This is a genomic window from Streptomyces sp. 3N207, assembly GCF_052246355.1.
GTDB lineage: Bacteria > Actinomycetota > Actinomycetes > Streptomycetales > Streptomycetaceae > Streptomyces.
In genome coordinates, this window is the sequence record NZ_JBQQBV010000014.1 from 58,626 (window position 1) to 76,813 (window position 18,188).

Below are 18,188 nucleotides of genomic sequence, written 5' to 3' on the forward strand. Positions count from 1 at the left end.
AGCGTGGTGCGGCGACTCCGCGTGCCGAGGGCCCGGCCGGACTTTGCAGCACAGTCCGGCCGGGCCCTCGGCGTTACTGTCCGGCCGGGCCCTCGGGTTGCTCAGAGCTCACGTGCTCGCGCCACTTGGCAGCGACTGCGTCGGCGTCCTCGGGGGCCACCTCGAAGATGTTGATGAACGTGACGAACGGCTGGTCGTCCTGCGTCATGAATTGCCCTCCTGGGTGGTGAGTTCCGTAAGGATGCGGTCCAGGGCCGCCAGGTCCTCGGCGTCGAGCGCGCGCAGGGCCTGGGGCGGGGTGTCCGTGATACGGACCATCTCGGCCACTGCCGCCGCGCCCTCCGCTGTGACCTGGACCAGCTTCGAGCGGCGGTCGCCGGGATGCGGGGTGCGCGTGGCGAGGCCGCGCTTGACCAGGTGGTCGACGGTGATCGTGGTGTAGGGCGCGTCGGCCATCAGCCCCGTCGACAGCTCCTTCAGTGTGAGGGGCCCCTCGGTCGCGATCAGGCGCAGCGCCTTGGCGCGGAAGAAGCTCATGCCGAGCGCATCCATGACCTGCTTGCGTGTGTCGGCGCTCTCCAGGACGTACGTACGCATCGCACGCCAGGCGCGTACGGCCACCTCCGGCGCTGCGTCCTTGGAACTCATCGCGGTGCCACCTCGCTCTGCCGGGGCGCCGGTGCGGTGCGCCCTTCGTCCGCCAGATTCCGCGCGGCCCTCTCCGCCGTGGCACGTGCCCGGCGGCCCGTGGTGAGCGCCCCGAGGACGAGAACGGCGAGGCCGCAGGCCGCGATGATCCACCACGCCATGCGCTGATCGGCCACGAAGCTCCCCGTGCCGCCCCCGCCGGTCAGCGTCGCCGAGGCCATGACGGCGCCGATCACGGCGACGCCCAGCGAGGTGCCGACCTGGCGGCTGGTGGAGGCGACGGCGGCGGCGACGCCTGCCTGCGCACGGGGCATGCCCGAGACGGCGGTGTTGGTGATGGGCGCGTTGACCAGGCCGAAACCGATACCGAAGAGCGTGTATCCGGTGAAGAGCACCCACAGCGCCAGGTCGGCCGACGCGGTACGGGCCAGCAGCACCCCCGCCGCCGTCATCCCCGCCCCCGCCGCCAGCAGCGGCAGCCGGGGGCCGCGGCTGCCCACCAGCCGGCCGGACAGCGGTGCGCAGACCAGCGTCATCAAAGCCATCGGCAGCATGCACAGCCCCGCACGCAGCGCGCTCATCCCGCGTACGTCCTGGAGGTAGAGCGAGGTCACGAACAGAAAGCCGCCCAGCGCAGCGAAGGCGCACACCGCCGTCACCGTCGCGCCCGCGAACGGAACGCTGCGGAAGAAGCGCGGGTCGATGAGGGGTTCGGCACGGCGCGACTCGTACACCAGCAGGCCCACCAGACAGCCGAGCGCGGCGGTCAGGCAGCCGAGCACCAGCGGTGAGGTGAACCCGCTGTGCGGACTCTCGATGATGCCGTAGGTGAGAGCGCCGAGCAGCACGATCATCAGCAGCTGCCCCACCGGGTCCACCCGGCGGGCCCTGGGCGCGCGGGACTCGGGTACGAACAGCGTCGTCAGCACCAGCGCGGCCAGACCGACCGGCACGTTCACCCAGAAGATCGCCCGCCAGCCGCTCACTTCGACCAGCAGCCCGCCGAGGATGGGGCCGGCCGCCATGCTGATGCCGACGACTCCGCCCCACACCCCTATCGCGCGGGCGCGCTCGCGGGGCTCGGTGAAGGTGTTGGTGATGATCGACATCGCGACGGGGTTGAGCATCGAACCGCCCACCGCCTGCACGGCGCGGGACGCCACCAGCCAGCCCAGCCCCGGCGCCAGAGAGCACAGCAGCGACCCCACGACGAACAGGGCCAGCCCCCAGCGGAAGACCCTTCTGCGCCCCAGCCGGTCGGCCGTCGAACCCGACAGCATCAGCAAGGCCGCCAGCACCAGGGTGTACGCATCGACCACCCATTGCAGACCCGACACCGAAGTGCCCAGGTCGGCACGGATGTCGGGCAGCGCCACATTGAGAGCCGTCGTATCGAGGCTGACGATCAGCAGCGACATGCAGCAGATGGCCAGGACCAACAGCCTGCGGCGTGGTGTGGGTTCGGCTTCGGTCAAGGCGGCCCCCATTGCTTACACAGCTACAACAGTTGTAACTGTACAACCAGTCACCGACTACCGCCTCGGGACGACCCGGGGAGCGGCTCAACCCCTGGTTGGACCCCGGAGTTGGAACCTGCACGGGATTCGCCGCGGCCTGCGGTTTTCTATCGTCCGGAGGGCTGGAACAGCTTCTGACCTTCGGGGGAGAACATGGTGCCCTGCCAGAAAGAACGCCCGGTGCCGGCCGGCGCCCGGGAGACCGTCGACCACCACCGCGCCCTGTTCGCCCGGATCCAGAGCTTCATCTGGGAACACCTGGGCGACCCCGGCCTGTGCCCCGACGCCGTCGCCGCCGCTCACCACATCTCCACGCGCAGCCTGCACCGGCTCTTCCAGAGCCAGGGCTGCACCGTCAGTTCCTGGATCCGCCGCCAGCGGCTCAATCGGGCCCGACGCGATCTGGCCGATCCGAGGCTCGGCGGGCTCACTATTCAGGCCATCGCCGCCAGTTGGGGCTTCGTCCGGGCCGCCGACTTTACGCGGGCCTTCCGCGGGGCATACGGCGTCGCCCCGCAAGCCTTCCGCAGCAACGCCCTGCGCCAATCCGGGCACCCCTCACGTGGGGCTGCGCTTGCCCACCCTGCGCCCCTGGCGCAGACTGCCCAAGCACAGCAGGGCTCAGCTCACACCTCCCGTACGCCCTCCCGCCACACCTCCGCGACCAGGGGGACGCCCGGGCGGTAGGAGAGGTGGACATGGGAGGGGGCGTCCAGCAGCGCGAGGTCGGCCCGGGAGCCGGGAGTCAGTCGGCCGACATCCGTACGGTGCAGCGCCTGTGCACCGCCCGCGGTCGCGGACCACAGCGCCTGGTCCGGCGTCATGTTCATCTCCCGTACCGCGATGGCGATGCAGAACGGCATCGAGGAGGTGTACGAGGAGCCCGGGTTGCAGTCGGTGGACAGCGCAACCGTGACGCCTGCCTCCAGGAGGCGGCGGGCGTCCGGATAGACGGCACGGGTGGAGAACTCGCAGCCGGGCAGCAATGTCGCCACTGTCGCGCTGTTCGCCAGTGCGTCGACGTCCGCGTCCGTGAGGTGCGTGCAGTGGTCCGCCGATGCCGCACCCACTTCCACCGCCAGTTGCACACCCGGACCGTGGGTGAGCTGGTTGGCGTGCACGCGGGGGGTGAGCCCCTTGGCCTTGCCCGCCAGGAGGATGGCCCGCGACCGGTCCTCATCGAACGCGCCCTCCTCGCAGAAGACATCCACCCAGCGGGCGTACGGGGCGCACGCCTGAAGCATCTCGCCCGCCACCAGCGCGGTGTACGCGTCGGGGTCCGCCGCGTACTCGGGCGGGACGATATGGGCACCGAGGTAGGTGACCTCGTCCACGCCCGACTCCGCCGCGACCCGGAGGGCACGGGCCTCGTGCTCGGGAGAGAGCCCGTAGCCCGATTTCGTCTCGACAGTGGTCGTCCCCTGGGCGCGCATCTCCCGCAGATGGGCCTCCAGGGTTGCTGCCAGGGCCTCGTCGGTGGCCTCGCGGGTCGCCTGCACGGTGGTGCGGATGCCGCCCGCCGTGTAGGGGCGGCCGGACATCCGGGCGTTGAATTCCTGGGTGCGGTCGCCCGCGTAGAGCAGATGGGAGTGGCTGTCGACGAAGCCCGGGATCGCGGCCCTGCCGCCCGCGTCGTACGTCTCGTCGGCCGTCGGCACCTTGTCGCTGGGGCCTACCCACGCCACCTCGCCGCCCTCGATGACGAGGGCGGCGTTCTCGATGATGCCGAGCGGGCTTCCGTCGCCCTGGCCAGGGTCGTTGGTGACGAGGGTCGCGATGTCGGTGAGGGAGAGGGAGCGTGACGTGGCGTGAGGCATGGGTCGGTTGTCCTTGGCGCAGGTGTCAGGGGCGGAGGGCGGCAACGGCTTCGGCGAGGGCCTTGGGGACGGAGTCGACGAGGGTGTGGGAGCCGTCCCGCACCACATGCCGGCCGCCCACCACCGTATGGCGCACGTCGGCAGCGGTGGCGGCGAACACCGCCGTCTCGGCACCCAGCCGCGCCACAGGCCCGGCCGTCCGCACCGAATCCAGCGCGACGGTGACGAAGTCCGCCAGCGCCCCCGTCTCCAGGCGGCTCGCCTCGGGCCAGCCCAGCGCGGCGTGCCCGCCCTCGGTGGCGGCCCGCAGCAGCTGTCCCGCGGTCCAGTGGCCCCGCGTACGGCTGGCGAGGCGCTCGTTCAGTTCCAGGGCACGGGCTTCCTCGAACAGGTCGATGACGGCATGGCTGTCGCTGCCCAGCGACAGCCCGGCCCCGGCACGGTCGAGCGCCGGCGCCGGGCCGATGCCGTCGGCCAGGTCGCGTTCGGTGGTCGGGCACATGCACACACCTGTTCCGGAGCCGCCCACTGTGCGGATGTCGTCCGCCGACAGATGGGTGGCGTGAACGGCGGTGGTGCGGGGACCGAGTACGCCGTGCGCGGCGAGCAGCGCGGTCGGCGTCATGCCGTGCACGCCCTGGCACGCCTCGTTCTCCGCGGTCTGCTCGGACAGATGGACGTGCAGCGGCGCGGCACGCTGTTCGGCCCACTCGGCGACAGTGCGCAACTCCCGTGCGGGCACGGCCCGTACGGAGTGCACCGCGGCACCGACCCGCGCGTGGCTGCCGTCCGGGCGGAAGACGGAGGCACGTTCGGCCCATGCCTCGGCGGTGCCGTCACTGAAGCGGAGCTGCTGCCGGGTGGGCGGCTCGCCACGGCCCTTCCGGCCGATGCCGGAGGCGAGATAGGCGGTGTCCAGCAGGGTGATGCGGATACCGGCGTCCGCGGCGGCGGCGACCAGCGCCTGGCTCATCGCGTTGGGGTCGTCGTAGCGCTCGCCCCCCGGCGCGTGGTGCAGATAGTGGAACTCGCCCACGCAGGTGATCCCGGCCAGTGCCATCTCGGCGTACACCGCGCGCGCCAGCGCGTAGTAGCTGTCCGGGGTGAGCAGCGACGCCGTCTGGTACATAGTGTCGCGCCAGGTCCAGAAGGTGCCCGAGCCGACCTGGACGGTGCCGCGCAGGGCCCGGTGGAACGCATGCGAGTGGGCGTTGGCCAGCCCGGGCAGCGTCAGCCCTTGCAGCGTCACCGCCCCAGGTGGTGACGCTTGGACGCCGGTACGGATGGCGCCGAGCCGGCCCTGGGCGGTCACCTCCAGGACAACGTGCGGTTCGACGGTGCCGTTGAGCCACGCGTGCTCGCACCAGTAGACCTTCTCGGCCGGAGCGCCGCCGGGATCGGGGCCTGTCGCGTTGGGGTTCGTCCTGGTCCTCGTGGTCACACCAGACCCTCCAGTACGTCGGCGAGCGCGCTGACGCCCGCCACACAGTCGTCCTCCTCGGCGAACTCGGCGGGCGAGTGCGAGACACCGGTCGGGTTGCGGACGTACAGCATGGCCGTGGGCACCGAAGCGGACAAAATACCCGCGTCGTGTCCGGCGCCGGTGGGCAGTACCGGTACGTCGCCGCCCAGCAGCCCGACCATCCGGTCCCGCAGCACATGGTCGAACTCCACGAGCGGCGTCTGAGACTCCCGCGTGACCTCGACGTCCACGCCGTCGCGCCCGCCCCGCTCCCCGGCCGCGCGTTCGATCTCGGCAACGACGGCGGCCAGCGTCTCCTCGTCCGGAGCCCGCGAGTCGAGCCATCCGCTGACCAGGGACGGAACGGCGTTCACCCCGTTCGGCTCCACCGCCACCTTGCCGAAGGTGGCCAGCGCGCCCGCCAGCCGCGCCTTCTTGCGGGCTGCGAGGACGGTGTTGGCGTAGGTGAGCATCGGATCCCGGCGGTCCTCGAGCCGGGTGGTGCCCGCATGGTTGGCCTCGCCCCGGAAGTCGAACCGCCAGCGTCCGTGCGGCCAGATCGCCGAGGCGACGGCAACTGGATGCGGGGTCTCCGACAGCGCGCGGCCCTGCTCGATATGGAGCTCCACGAACGCGCCGATCCGGGCGAGGCGCCCGGCGTCGGGGCCGAGCTCCTCGGGGCTGTACCCCGCCGCCTCCATCGCCCGCGGGAGCGTCACCCCGTCGGCGTCCCGCAGCGCGTGGGCGCCCTCCTGGGTGAGGGCGCCGGTCAGCAGGCGGGAGCCCACACAGGACAGCCCGAAGCGGGCGCCCTCCTCGTCGGCGAAGTTGACGATCGCGAAGGGACGGGTGAACTCCACGCCGCGGCCCAGGAGTTCGTCGTAAGCGGCGAACGCCGAGATGACGCCGAGGGGGCCGTCGAAGGCGCCGCCCTCGGGTACGGAGTCGAGATGGGAGCCGGTCACCAGCGCGTTCCCGGCGCTCCTGACACCGGCCCACGCCCATTGGTTGCCGTTCCCGTCGACCTCGTACGCCAGGCCGCGCGCCTCCACCTGCTCCCGGAACCACGCCCGGCACTCCATGTCGGGCCCCGACCAGGCGAACCGGCGGTAGCCGCCGCCGCTTGCCCGGCCGAGGGGGAGCAGCTCTTTCCACATCTGGTGGAAGGACGGTGGGGTGCCGCCCGCGGCCGGTGGCCGGTGCGGGCCGGCGGACGAGCCGTCCCCGTCCCTCACAGTTCTCCCTCCCGCATCGGAATGCGGACTCCGCGGGTTTCCGCGACCGCCTCCGCCTCGGGGTACCCCGCGTCGACGTGGCGGATCACTCCCGTGCCGGGGTCGTTGGTGAGCACTCGTTGCAGCTTCTCGCCCGCCAGGGCCGTACCGTCGGCGACCGTGACCTGGCCGGCGTGGAGGGAGCGGCCCATGCCGACCCCTCCCCCGTGGTGGAGGGAGACCCAGGAGGCGCCGGAGGCGACGTTGAGCATGGCGTTCAGCATGGGCCAGTCGGCGATGGCGTCCGAGCCGTCCCGCATGGCTTCCGTCTCACGGTAGGGCGAGGCGACGGACCCGCAGTCCAGGTGGTCACGGCCCAGCACGAGCGGGGCCTTGAGCTCCCCTGCCGCCACCATGTCGTTGAACCGTTCGCCGGCCGCGGCCCGCTCCCCGTAGCCGAGCCAGCAGATCCGCGCGGGCAGCCCCTGGTAGTGCACGCGCTCACCGGCAAGCTTCAGCCAGCGCGCCAGCGACGCGTTCTCCGGGAACAGGTCGAGCAGCGCCCGGTCCGTCGCGGCGATGTCGGCCGGGTCGCCGGACAGCGCCGCCCAGCGGAACGGGCCCTTGCCCTCGCAGAAGAGCGGGCGGATGTAGGCGGGGACGAAGCCGGGGAAGTCGAACGCGCGCGCGTACCCGGCGAGCTGTGCTTCGCCGCGGATGGAGTTCCCGTAGTCGAAGACCTCGGCGCCGGCGTCCTGGAAGCCGACCATCGCCTCGACGTGCGCGGCCATCGACTCGCGTGCGCGCCGGGTGAAGTCGGCGGGCTTCTCGGCGGCGTACGTGCCCATGTCCGCGAAGTCGACACCGACGGGCAGGTAGGCGAGCGGGTCATGGGCCGAGGTCTGGTCGGTGACGATGTCGATGGGGGCACCGTCGGCGAGCAGCTGGGGCAGTACCTCTGCGGCGTTGCCGAGCAGCCCGATGGAGAGCGGACGGCGCGCGTCCCTGGCTTCGACGGCGAGCCGCAGCGCCTCCGCGGTGTTCTCGGCCCGGACGTCCAGGTAGCCGTGTTCGATACGGCGTGCGATGCGCGAGGGGTCGCACTCGACGACGATGGCGACGCCGTCGTTCATGGTGACGGCGAGCGGCTGGGCGCCGCCCATCCCGCCGAGCCCGGCGGTCAGGGTGATGGTCCCGGCCAGCGAGCCACCGAAGCGTTTGGCGCCCACCGCCGCGAACGTCTCGTAGGTGCCCTGGAGGATGCCCTGGGTACCGATGTAGATCCACGAACCCGCTGTCATCTGGCCGTACATGGTCAGACCGAGCTGCTCCAGGCGCCGGAACTCCTCCCAGTTGGCCCAGTCGCCGACCAGGTTGGAATTGGCGATCAGCACGCGCGGGGCCCACTCGTGGGTGGTCATCACCCCGACGGGACGGCCGGACTGTACGAGCATCGTCTCGTCGCCGCGCAGCGTGCGCAGGGTGCGGACCATCGCGTCGAACGACGCCCAGTCGCGGGCCGCCTTTCCGCTGCCGCCGTAGACGACGAGCTTGTCGGGGTGCTCGGCGACCTCGGGGTCGAGATTGTTCTGGAGCATCCGCAGTGCGGCCTCCTGCTGCCATCCGAGCGCGCTCAGCTCGTTGCCGCGCGGTGCCCTGACCGGGCGCGGTCCTGCGGTGCTGGTCATGTTGGCCCTGCCTCCTCGACTCGCGTCGTACGCGCACGCCAGTGGTGTCGTGCCGGACGCGCACGCCTGTGATCGCGTAACGAATCTATTCACCAACGATACGCGCTGAATAGTTCTAGTCAACGGGTCCTCGGCCTCCCCGGGCTGCGGCGGCCAGGGGATGCGGCGGCCTCGCCCGGTGACGTCAGCCACTGTGGGCGCCCGCAGCGGCCTACCGTCGTCGGGTAGCCCTCCCCCGCAGCCCCCGGAGAACGACATGTCGCAGATCCTTTTCGTGCTGACCGGCGCCCGCCACTGGACGCTCGCCGACGGCACCCAGCACCCCACCGGCTTCTGGGCCGACGAGGCCGTCGCCCCCTACGAGGCGTTCAAGGCGGCGGGTCACCAGGTCGTCGTCGCCACCCCCGGCGGGGTACTCCCCAGCGTCGACCAGGCCAGCCTGTCCGCTGACGCGAACGGCGGACAGGACAACGCCGACCGGGTGGCCGCGGGGCTGGAGTCCTTCACCGAGCTGGGCCAGCCGCTGAGCATCGAGGACGTACGGATCGACAGCGGCGGCGGCCCGGCCGGCTTCGACGCCGTCTTCTACCCCGGCGGGCACGGCCCCATGGAGGACCTGGCCACCGACTCCGACTCCGGCACGCTGCTGGTGCGGACGCTGGCCTCCGGCAGGCCCCTCGGCGTGGTCTGCCACGGGCCCGCTGCACTGCTGGCCGCCCACACCCAAGAGGGCGCCAGCGCGGTGTACGGGTACCGGCTGACCGGCTTCACCAACGCCGAGGAGCACCGGACGGGGCTGGCCAACAAGGCCAAGTGGCTGCTCCAGGACCGGCTGGTCGAGGCCGGGGCACACTTCGACGCGGGTGAACCGTGGGCCCCGCACGTGGTCGTGGACCACAACCTGGTCACCGGTCAGAACCCGGCGTCAGCGGGGCCGGTGGCCGCCGAGATCATCAAGATGCTCGGCTGAATCCGTCAGGCGTCACCGACGAAGGGAACGACTCGTGTCCGACTCCCCAGCAGCCTCAGCGATCCACGCCGGCCGGCCCGTCGGCGCCGCCGGAACCTTCTCGCTCGGCGGACAGCTGCCCGTCAACCGGCTCGGCTACGGCGCCATGCAGCTCACCGGCCCCGGCGTCTGGGGCGAGCCCCGGGACCCGGACGAGGCCGTACGGGTACTGCGGCGCGCCGTCGAGCTGGGCGTCAACTTCATCGACACGGCCGACTCCTACGGCCCGTTCGTCAGCGAGCGCCTCATCCACCAGGCCCTGCATCCGTACCCGGACGAGCTGGTCGTCGCCACCAAGGGCGGACTGACCCGGCCCGGCCCGGACGACTGGCGCCCCGTGGGCCGGCCCGAGTATCTGCGCCAGCAGTGCGAACTGAGCCTGCGTCACCTGGGCCTGGAGCGTATCGACCTCTACCAGCTGCACCGCATCGACGAGAAGGTGCCGGTCGCCGACCAGCTGGGCGAGCTGTCCCTGCTCCAGCAGGAGGGCAAGATCCGGTTCATCGGACTGTCCGAGGTCTCGGTGGCAGAGCTGGAGGAGGCCCGGAAACTGGCGGACGTCGTCTCCGTACAGAACCTGTACAACCTCGCCGACCGCAGCGCGGAGCCGGTGCTGGAGTACGCCGAGCAGGAGAACGTCGCCTTCATCCCCTGGTTCCCCATCGCCACAGGTCAACTCGCCCGCCCGGGCGGCCCGCTGGAGACCGCCGCCCATCAGCACGGCGCCACCCCCTCCCAGCTCGCGCTGGCCTGGCTGCTGCGCCGTTCCCCGGTGATGCTGCCGATCCCGGGCACCTCACGGCTCGCACACCTGGAGGAGAACACGCAGGCGGCCCGGATCGAACTCACCGACGCGGAGTTCGAGGAGCTGTCCGCCGCGGTCCAGGTCTGAGACCCAGGTCCGAGATCCAAGGGCTGAGATCCAAGGGCTGAGATCCAAGGGCTGAGGCCGTCGGCCGCGGCCGGAGAGCTAGGCCGGGGCTTTGGGGCGGCCGTGCCAGTCGACGCACATCACCAGCGCGTCGTCCTGGAGCGGCGCCTCACCCCGGTAGGCGGCGAGTTCACGCAACACCGCGACGGGCACCTGCCCGGCAGGGAGCAGCCGGTGCCCCGGCAGGGAGCGGGCCAGTGCGCTCTCGCCGTACGTCTCGCCGCCCCGCCCGGGAGTGCCGTAGACGCCGTCGCTGCCGATCAGCAACCGGTCGCCGGGCTGCACGGTGAAGTGCTCCTCCGCGTAGACGGTGTCCTCGAACATGCCCAGCGGCAGCTGGTGGTCGAAGGGCAGCTCCTCCACACTGCGGCCGCGCCCGCGCCACACCCTCGGGGAGCCCGCGTCCACGACCTCCACCCGGCCGGTGGCCAGCTCGAACCGCAGCAGCAGCACGGACACATACGCCGAGCCCTGGTACTGCGCATAGACCGCCTGGTCGGCGAGGGTCGCCTGGCCGACGAGATCCAGCCCGGCGCGGCGCGCGTTGCGCAGCGCGTTGGTGGCGAGGTTGGTCAGCAGTGCGGCCGCTATGCCCTCGCCCATGCCGTTGGTGACGGTGAGGGTCAAAAACCGCTCGGACGCCTCCCAGTCGAAGCTGTCGCCGAAGATCGCGTACGCGGGCTCCAGATGGGCCCCGACCTCGAACTCCTCGCGTACACAGGAGCGTCCGGGCAGCAGCTGCCACTGCATCTCCGCCGCCAGCGTCAGCCGTGAGGCGCGGCGGGCCAGCACGAACAGGTCCGTGTCGCGCTCGGCGACGAGGATCTCATGACCGAGCGCCTCGCACAGCTGCCGCAGCACCGGGAGCAGGCCGTTCGGGTCGGCGGCGGAGGGCAGACCGGTCGAGAGGGTGCCCAGCCGGTCGCCGCGGATGGTGATCGGAAGGTGGACGACGATCCCGCCCTCCGGCTGCTGGGTCAGGAACGGCTGCTGGGAACCGAAAGCGCGCCCCTGCGGACTGTCGTGCACCGACACCGGCTCCCTCTTGGCCGCATAGCCGTCGACCATCTGCAGCGACTGCATCCCGTAGTCGACCATGCGGATCTCGACGAGATCGGCACCGTACTGCTCCCGCAGCTCCGCGATGACGACCTGGGCGAGGGCGTGCGGCGGCGCGCTGCGCAGGGCCTGTTGAACGGCGGCGAATCTGTCCACGAGCGGTCCTGGTTCTGTGCGGGGCTGACGATGACCCCGCGGGCAGGGATCGCAGTGGCTCAGCCGTTCCGGAAGAGTCCCGCGAAGGACCGTACCGCAGCGGGAGATCCGCGCCCGGCGATGAGTTTTCCGGCCGGTCCCGGTCCATCCCTACGAGAGCCGGGCAACGGGCCCGGCGTCCGAGAGTTGCAGGAGGCAGACCTCATGACCGAAGCAATCGGTCCCCGGGTGGGCGGCATCGTGCTGGGCAGTACGGACCCGAAGAGACTGTGGGAGTGGTATCGCACCGCGTTCGCCCCGGACGCGGAGGACGGCGACGGGACGATGCTCGGCCTGGAGCTGTCCGGGACGTACCTCATCTTCGAGAGCCGGGAGGACGTTGGCCGCAGGTCCGTCGAGCCCGGCAGGATCCTGGTCAACTTCGAGGTGACGGACATCCACGGCATGGCCGAGCGGCTGACCGAGCAGCTCGATCCGCGCTGGGTGCGGCCGGTCGAGGCAGCGGACGAGCACGTCCTGCTGGGCACCCTGGAGGACCCGGACGGCAACTACGTGCAGCTCTTCGAGACCACCGGCGGCACCGACACCACCGACACCAAGTCGCCCTCCTAGCGACATGTTCCGCGAGCAGGAGGACGGATCATCGCGGGAAGGTGGTGGCAGCCGGGACAGCGCGGCGCGGGCCACCGAACTGCTGCGGCACGCGGTCGGCTACGCACTGGGCACCGCGCAGTGCGTGACCCCGGCCCTGCTGCATCTGCCCACCCCGTGCACGGAGTGGGACCTGGGCGGGCTGATGGCCCATGCGGACGACTCCCTGGCGGCGCTGCACGAGGGCATCGCGGAGGGCACTGTTGCGCTGCACCCGAACCGTGCGCCGGGGAGGGCGGCGGAGAGCGGGGACGGCGCGGAGAGCGGGGACGGCGCGGAGAGCGGGGCCGCCGCGGAGACCGGGTGCACCGCGGAGAGCGGGGCCGCGGAGACCGGGTGCACCGCAGAGACCGGGGACCCCGCGGGCGGCGACCCCGCGGCGGCCTTCCGGCTGCGGGCGGCCCGGCTGCTGGGGGCGTGGACCGCCGCCGGTCCGGACCGCCGCCTGATCGTGGTGGCCGACGCACCACTGACGGCGACGGCCTTGGCGCTGACGGGCGCGGTCGAGATGGCGGTGCACGGGTGGGACATCGCACGGGCGACCGGCAGCGCCGACCGGCCCATCCCGGCGCCGCTGGCGGCCCGGCTGCTGCCCGTGGCCCGGCAGTTGGTGCCGCACGAGGGTGCCCGGCATCCGCTGTTCGCGCCGGAGGCCCCCGTCGCACCTGGCGCCCCACTGGGGGACCGGTTACTGGCCTTCCTCGGCCGCGATCCGGCCTACGGCCGGTAGACGCACTCCGTCAGGATGCTGTGCGCTTTCCAGCCCAGCGTCTCGTAGAGCGCCCGCCCCTGCGGAGTGGCGCCCAGAAGGCCGAGGGTGGCGCCGCCGGCCACCGCGCTGTCGGCGAGGGTGCGCATCACGAGGCTGCCCAGGCCGCGGCGGCGGTGTGCCTCCTCGGTGTGGATACGGTCCATGACGGCGTTCTGCCCCAGCACGGACGCCTGGCCGCAGGCCGCGGTCTCGTCTGTCGCGTCGTCGTGTACGCACACATAGGTGACGCCGTCACGGGTCTCGACCGTACGCGAATAGCCCTCGGGCGTACGTGAATGGCCCTCGGGCGGCACCGGCCCGGTCACCTGCAGATCAACGGCCATGAGGTGGCCGGTTTCCGCATGGTCCACTTCCCAACCGGGCGGCAGCCAGGCGGCGACCTGCTCCGGCTCGTCGAAGACCATCAGCCAGGTCTGCGGCACGGTCACCGCGGCGGCGGCCTGGTGCACCGTCGCCTCGTCGGCGTGCAGCAGCACGTGCCGCTCCACCAGACGCTCGTCCCCTACCGCCATGTAGAGCCCCCACGGGCGCTCCACCGGTGCGGGGGTACCTCGGGAGGCGGCCCAGCCCGCCACCCAGTTCCTGATGAGCTCGGGGTCCGCGGCAGGGTGCGGCAGACCCGGAAAACGGGAGTCGTCCAATCAGGGTTCTCCTGTGGGATGCGCATGAGGTGCGTATGTGACGCGCATGCGATGCATGGCTTACGGCCGCGCACAGTACGACAGAACGCACCCTGGAGCACCCGGATTTCGGCCCTGCGCTCACTCCGCGAAGAGGCCGCGCTCGCTCGCCCTCGCGTCGAACTCCTCCAGCCGTGCCTGCGCGTCCGGCAGCCCGTCACACATCGCCTCCAGCAGCACCCGCCCCAGCAGCATGGGGGCGCAGGCCGTGTCGAAGGCCAGGCCCGTACCGACGGCGGCGGGCAGCAGCAGATCCCCTGGGTGCGCAACGGGTGCGAAGGCGCTGTCGGCGACGGTGACGATCGACAGCCCCGCCTGCCGCGCGCTGTCGAGCGCCTCCACCGTCTCCTGCGGGTGCCGCGGCAGCGCGAAGCACAGCAGCACGTCGGCCCCGGCCCGTACGCAGCCGTCGATACGGTCCGCCAGCATGGAGCCGCCCTCGGTGAGCAGCCGTACGTCGGGGTGGACCTTGGCGGCGAAGTACGCGAAGCCGCTCGCCTGCGCGGCTGCGGCCCGCAGCCCGAGTACGGGCAGCGGGCGGGAGGCGGCCAGGAGTGCTCCGGCACGCTCGACCGGCGCCGGGTCGTCCAGCAGCGCGGCCAGGTGCCGCAGATTCTCGATCTCGGCGTGCACGGCCTGCTGGTACTCGTTGAACCCGCCCGGCCCCTCGCCCTCGCCGGTGGACTCGGCCCCCTCGGGCGGCTCGCTCTCCCGTAGGTGGCGGCGGAGCGCCGGATAGCCGTCGAAACCGAGCGCCACCGCGAACCGCGTCACGGAGGGCTGGCTGACCCCGGCCAGCTCGGCGAGCTCGACGCTGGAGAGGAACGGCGCATCACCTGCCCTGCGGACCATGCAGTGCGCGATACGGCGCTGCGTCGGGGTCAGCCGATGCCCCTCGAAGAGCTTCAGCAACCGCGCGCTCGCGCTGCTCATCCCACACCTCTCATTCAGCCCGCGCCTCCCCTGCATAAGACTATGCAGCACCGGCCGCCTCCGGCAAGGCGAAGCCGGAACGGACGTCCGGCAGAAGTGGTGCTAGCACCACTGCCCCGAGGGCGTGGCGCCCGTACTGTAACGGGTATGAGCGCACCCGACCCCGAGCTGAAGAAGGAACTCGACGCGACCGTGCAGACGCGCCGGGAACTGGGCCCCGAGTACGAGGACGAGCTGCTGGATTCCTTCCTGGCGAAGGTGGAACAGCGGCTGGACAACGTCGTCGACAAACGGGTGCGCCGCCAGCTGGCCGAGCAGCAGATGGTGGTCGCACGGGGCGGCAGCACCGGCGTACGCCAGGAGCGGCAGACGCCGCCGCACGGCTTGCCGGACGGGATCGGCGCCCGGCTGGGCCTGGCGGTGGCCTCCCTGGTGCTGGCGATCCCGCTCTCGGCGATAGCCGTGGCCAACGCGGGGCTGACGGGCCTGGTCACCTGCTGGGCGGGCATCGTCGCCGTCAACGGCCTCCAGGCCAGCCGCTCCTGGTTCTCCCGCGGCGGACGCGGCGGAAACGACACCGAGTAGGGCCCGGTAAGGCCCGGCCCGAACAGGGCTCCCAGACCGCCCGGCGGCAGAGCCCCCGGCGGCAGCGCCCCCGCGCCGCCTCCCGTCGGAGAACGGGAGGACAGGCGCAGGGGAGCCACATCCCACGTCACCACACGCACGTGTCACTACACGCATGTCTCACCACACGCGCGGCGCCCTCACCGGCCCTCGTTCGCCAGGAACGCCAGCAGGTCCTGACGGCTCACCACCCCGCTCGGCTTGCCCTCCGCGAGGACGATCGCCGCATCGGCACCCTCCAGCACGGCCATCAGGTCGGCAACGCTCTCCCCCGCGCCCACATGCGGCAGCGGCGCGCTCATGTGCTTGTCCAACGGATCATCCAGGGAGGCCCGCTGAGTGAACAGCGCATCAAGCAGCTCCCGTTCGACGACGGACCCGATCACCTCGGCGGCCATCACATCCGGGTGCCCGGCGCCGCGCTTGACGACGGGCATCTGCGAGACGCCGTACTCGCGCAGCACCTCGATGGCCTCGCCCACCTTCTCCTCCGGGTGCATATGCACGAGGGAGGGGATGGGGCCCGCCTTGAAGCGCAGCACCTCGCCGACCCGCGCCCCGGTGGTGCCGCCCTCCTCCAGGAACCCGTAGTCGTTCATCCATTCGTCGTTGAAGATCTTGCTCAGGTAGCCACGCCCGCCGTCCGGCAACAGCACGACCACCACATCGTCAGGCCCGAGCCGCTTGGCCACTTCCAGCGCGCCGACCACGGCCATCCCGCAGGAGCCGCCGACCAGCAGCCCCTCCTCCTTGGCCAGCCGCCGTGTCATCTGGAAGGAGTCCTTGTCGGAGACGGCCACGATCTCGTCGGTGATGTCCCGGTCGTAGGCGTCGGGCCAGAAGTCCTCACCCACTCCCTCGACCAGATACGGACGGCCCGAACCGCCCGAGTAGACCGAGCCCTCCGGGTCGGCGCCCACGATCCGCACCCGGCCACCACTGACCTCTTTCAGGTATTGCCCGGTGCCACTGATGGTGCCGCCGGTGCCGATACCCGCCACGAAATGGGTGATTTGACCGGCGGTCTGCTCCCACAGTTCGGGGCCCGTCGTTTCGTAGTGCGAGCGGGGATTGTTGGGGTTGCTGTACTGGTCGGGCTTCCAGGCGCCCGGGGTTTCGCGGACGAGCCTGTCGGAAACGTTGTAGTAAGAGTCGGGATGTTCCGGATCGACGGCCGTTGGGCAGACGACGACCTCCGCTCCGTACGCCCGCAGCACATTGATCTTGTCCATGGAGACCTTGTCGGGGCAGACGAAGAGGCACCGATACCCCTTCTGCTGCGCCACGATGGCCAGTCCCACGCCGGTGTTTCCCGAGGTCGGCTCCACAATCACCCCACCGGGCCGTAGTTCGCCGGACTCCTCTGCCGCCTCGATCATGCGCAGCGCGATCCGGTCCTTCACGGAACCGCCTGGATTGAAGTACTCGACCTTGGCAAGGACGGTGGCCTGAATGCCGTCCGTGACGCTGTTGAGCTTGAGCAGCGGGGTGTTTCCGACAAGCTCGATCATCGACTCGTGATACTGCACCGTGGTCTCCGCGCGTAGTCGTGGTCGCAGGGCCGCGGGGTCGCGAGCCCGTTCCCGACAGCCTATGGGCAACACGTGCACACCTCAGGTGCGTTGCAGGGCGGGCCGCACGGGGCAACACAGTCTTGGAGGTTGTGAGCCCCGGCGCACGTACGGACAGTGCGCTCCCGGAGCACGCCGGACCCGGAACCTACAGGACCAGGACGCACGACCTCATGAACAGACGGACGTACCAAGCAGCAGACGTACCAAGCAGCCATGAACCCAAGACCGCGAGAGCCGGTGGGGCCGAGAACTCGGGAGGCGGAACAGCACAATGCCGATGTCGAAGGCGTCGAGCGCGAGAGTAGCCCGGCGAATCGCGACCGCGGCCGCCTACGGAGGCGGCGGACTCGGCCTGGTCGGTGGAGCGGCGGTCGGGCTGCTCTTCACCGAGCTCCAACTGGCGAAACGTCATATCGGCGGCTCCGAGGACGAGCCGCCCAGGGCCGACGGTCTGTACGGCAGCGCCTTCGGCAGGCTCTACTCCGGACGGCCACTGCGCGTTGCCTTCCTCGGCGACTCCACGGCGGCGGGCCAGGGTGTGCATCGCCCGCGCCAGACCCCCGGCGCGCTGCTGGCCTCGGCGCTTGCCGCCATCGCCGAACGCCCCGTCGAGCTGCGCAACGTGGCCCTCTCCGGCGCCATGTCCGACGACCTGGAGCGGCAGATCACCCTGCTGCTGAGCGAGCGGGAGCTGGCCGAGGCGCCGGACGTGTGCGTCATCATGGTCGGCGCCAACGACGTCACCCATCGAATGCCCCCGGCGCGCTCGGTCCGCTATCTCTCGGACGCGGTGGCGCGGCTGCGTACGGCCGGCTGCGAGGTGGTGGTCGGCACCTGCCCCGACCTGGGCAGCGTCGAGCCGGTCGGACAGCCGCTGCGCTGGATCGCGCGGCGGCTGTCACGTCAGCTGGCGGCGGCCCAGACCATCGCCGTCGTCGAGGAGGGCGGCCGTACGGTCTCGCTGGGCGATCTGCTGGGACCCGAGTTCTCCGCCAATCCTCGCGAGTTGTTCGGACCTGACAACTACCATCCCTCCGCCGAGGGGTACGCCACGGCCACGATGGCGATACTGCCCACGCTGTGCGCGGCGCTGGGGCTGTGGCCGACCGAGGACGAGCGGCCGGACGCCCGTCGGCGCGAGGGCATCCTGCCGGTCGCCCGCGCGGCGGCGGAGGCTGCCGCCGAGGGCGGCACCGAGGTCGCCGGGATGCGCGGCCCCTGGGCCCTGCTCAAGCACCGCCGCCGGCGCCGGCTGCCTCCTCCGGAGGAGGCCCGCCCCAAACCCCCCGAGGGCGTCGCCGAAAACCGCTGACGACCGGCTCTCTTGCGGGGTGCCCCCTCTCCCCGCCGCGACGGCGGGAGGCGAAACGAGCCTGATCGGCGGTGCCGAACCCGCCCTCGCCGGTGGGTTCGGCACCGCCGATCACCTACGTCGTCGCTGAGCACCGCTGCG

General features: G+C 71.5%; 18 protein-coding genes. 7 read left to right on the plus strand and 11 right to left on the minus strand.

Features of this window, described 5'->3' with window-relative positions; translation table 11 throughout:
• Nucleotides 1-73 precede the first annotated feature (73 nt).
• Genes ACTWP9_RS22045 through ACTWP9_RS22055 form a run of 3 tightly spaced genes read right to left on the minus strand, consistent with a single transcriptional unit; the run spans nt 74 to nt 2,066 of the window.
• Entirely contained in the window at nt 74-208 is a 135-nt protein-coding gene (locus ACTWP9_RS22045) for a hypothetical protein (protein WP_443247951.1), read from the minus strand.
• Nucleotides 205-648: a MarR family winged helix-turn-helix transcriptional regulator gene (locus tag ACTWP9_RS22050; protein ID WP_443247952.1), complete on the minus strand. Its 444-nt coding sequence runs from the start codon at nt 646-648 to the stop codon at nt 205-207. Before ACTWP9_RS22050 ends, ACTWP9_RS22045 begins: the two co-directional genes overlap by 4 nt.
• Nucleotides 645-2,066, minus strand: a complete 1,422-nt coding sequence (locus ACTWP9_RS22055; RefSeq protein WP_443248088.1) for an MFS transporter — start codon at nt 2,064-2,066, stop codon at nt 645-647. Before ACTWP9_RS22055 ends, ACTWP9_RS22050 begins: the two co-directional genes overlap by 4 nt.
• Nucleotides 2,067-2,345: 279 nt before the next feature.
• Here ACTWP9_RS22055 and ACTWP9_RS22060 point away from each other — a divergent pair, with 279 nt between their 5' ends.
• On the plus strand, nt 2,346-2,852 hold the full coding sequence (locus ACTWP9_RS22060; RefSeq protein ID WP_443247953.1) for a helix-turn-helix domain-containing protein: 507 nt from the start codon (nt 2,346-2,348) through the stop codon (nt 2,850-2,852).
• On the opposite strand, the gene hutI is transcribed toward ACTWP9_RS22060, so the two are convergent.
• The 4 genes from hutI to hutU form a co-directional block, all read right to left on the minus strand.
• Nucleotides 2,792-3,982 (minus strand): imidazolonepropionase, encoded by a 1,191-nt coding sequence (hutI, locus tag ACTWP9_RS22065; RefSeq protein WP_443247954.1) that lies wholly within the window; start codon nt 3,980-3,982, stop codon nt 2,792-2,794. The two genes, ACTWP9_RS22060 and hutI, sit on opposite strands and share 61 nt — an antisense overlap.
• Nucleotides 3,983-4,007: 25 nt before the next feature.
• Complete coding sequence (locus tag ACTWP9_RS22070; RefSeq protein ID WP_443247955.1) at nt 4,008-5,423, minus strand: formimidoylglutamate deiminase; 1,416 nt, start codon at nt 5,421-5,423, stop codon at nt 4,008-4,010.
• Nucleotides 5,420-6,601 carry an allantoate amidohydrolase gene (locus ACTWP9_RS22075; RefSeq protein ID WP_443248089.1) on the minus strand — a complete coding sequence of 394 codons (1,182 nt, stop codon included), beginning with the start codon at nt 6,599-6,601 and terminating at the stop codon, nt 5,420-5,422. The genes ACTWP9_RS22070 and ACTWP9_RS22075 overlap by 4 nt, the downstream gene beginning before the upstream one ends.
• 74 nt (nt 6,602-6,675) lie before the next feature.
• Nucleotides 6,676-8,346 carry a urocanate hydratase gene (gene hutU, locus ACTWP9_RS22080; protein WP_443247956.1) on the minus strand — a complete coding sequence of 557 codons (1,671 nt, stop codon included), beginning with the start codon at nt 8,344-8,346 and terminating at the stop codon, nt 6,676-6,678.
• Nucleotides 8,347-8,602: 256 nt separating this feature from the next.
• Here hutU and ACTWP9_RS22085 point away from each other — a divergent pair, with 256 nt between their 5' ends.
• Together ACTWP9_RS22085 and ACTWP9_RS22090 are read left to right on the plus strand one after the other, a co-directional pair.
• On the plus strand, nt 8,603-9,316 hold the full coding sequence (locus ACTWP9_RS22085) for a type 1 glutamine amidotransferase domain-containing protein (protein ID WP_443247957.1): 714 nt from the start codon (nt 8,603-8,605) through the stop codon (nt 9,314-9,316).
• 34 nt (nt 9,317-9,350) lie between these two features.
• Entirely contained in the window at nt 9,351-10,247 is an 897-nt protein-coding gene (locus ACTWP9_RS22090; protein ID WP_443247958.1) for an aldo/keto reductase, read from the plus strand.
• Between the two features lie 78 nt (nt 10,248-10,325).
• Here ACTWP9_RS22090 and ACTWP9_RS22095 read toward each other — a convergent pair whose 3' ends face one another.
• Nucleotides 10,326-11,501, minus strand: a complete 1,176-nt coding sequence (locus ACTWP9_RS22095) for a PP2C family protein-serine/threonine phosphatase (RefSeq protein WP_443247959.1) — start codon at nt 11,499-11,501, stop codon at nt 10,326-10,328.
• Nucleotides 11,502-11,705: 204 nt separating this feature from the next.
• On the opposite strand from ACTWP9_RS22095, the gene ACTWP9_RS22100 reads away from it, so the two are divergent.
• Together ACTWP9_RS22100 and ACTWP9_RS22105 are read left to right on the plus strand one after the other, a co-directional pair.
• Nucleotides 11,706-12,113 (plus strand): VOC family protein, encoded by a 408-nt coding sequence (locus ACTWP9_RS22100; RefSeq protein WP_443247960.1) that lies wholly within the window; start codon nt 11,706-11,708, stop codon nt 12,111-12,113.
• A 4-nt stretch (nt 12,114-12,117) separates the two neighbouring features.
• Nucleotides 12,118-12,882, plus strand: coding sequence for a maleylpyruvate isomerase N-terminal domain-containing protein (locus ACTWP9_RS22105; protein WP_443247961.1), 765 nt, complete (start codon nt 12,118-12,120; stop codon nt 12,880-12,882).
• Here ACTWP9_RS22105 and ACTWP9_RS22110 read toward each other — a convergent pair.
• Both ACTWP9_RS22110 and ACTWP9_RS22115 read right to left on the minus strand, forming a co-directional pair.
• Nucleotides 12,870-13,565, minus strand: a complete 696-nt coding sequence (locus ACTWP9_RS22110) for a GNAT family N-acetyltransferase (RefSeq protein WP_443247962.1) — start codon at nt 13,563-13,565, stop codon at nt 12,870-12,872. The two genes, ACTWP9_RS22105 and ACTWP9_RS22110, sit on opposite strands and share 13 nt — an antisense overlap.
• A gap of 120 nt (nt 13,566-13,685) precedes the next feature.
• Nucleotides 13,686-14,537: a MurR/RpiR family transcriptional regulator gene (locus tag ACTWP9_RS22115; protein ID WP_443247963.1), complete on the minus strand. Its 852-nt coding sequence runs from the start codon at nt 14,535-14,537 to the stop codon at nt 13,686-13,688.
• A 147-nt stretch (nt 14,538-14,684) separates the two neighbouring features.
• On the opposite strand from ACTWP9_RS22115, the gene ACTWP9_RS22120 reads away from it, so the two are divergent.
• Entirely contained in the window at nt 14,685-15,122 is a 438-nt protein-coding gene (locus ACTWP9_RS22120) for a hypothetical protein (RefSeq protein WP_443247964.1), read from the plus strand.
• Nucleotides 15,123-15,301: 179 nt separating this feature from the next.
• On the opposite strand, the gene ACTWP9_RS22125 is transcribed toward ACTWP9_RS22120, so the two are convergent.
• Nucleotides 15,302-16,690 (minus strand): cystathionine beta-synthase, encoded by a 1,389-nt coding sequence (locus ACTWP9_RS22125; protein ID WP_443247965.1) that lies wholly within the window; start codon nt 16,688-16,690, stop codon nt 15,302-15,304.
• 316 nt (nt 16,691-17,006) lie between these two features.
• Between ACTWP9_RS22125 and ACTWP9_RS22130 the strand changes: the two genes are divergently transcribed.
• On the plus strand, nt 17,007-18,047 hold the full coding sequence (locus tag ACTWP9_RS22130; RefSeq protein ID WP_443247966.1) for an SGNH/GDSL hydrolase family protein: 1,041 nt from the start codon (nt 17,007-17,009) through the stop codon (nt 18,045-18,047).
• Nucleotides 18,048-18,188: the final 141 nt, after the last annotated feature.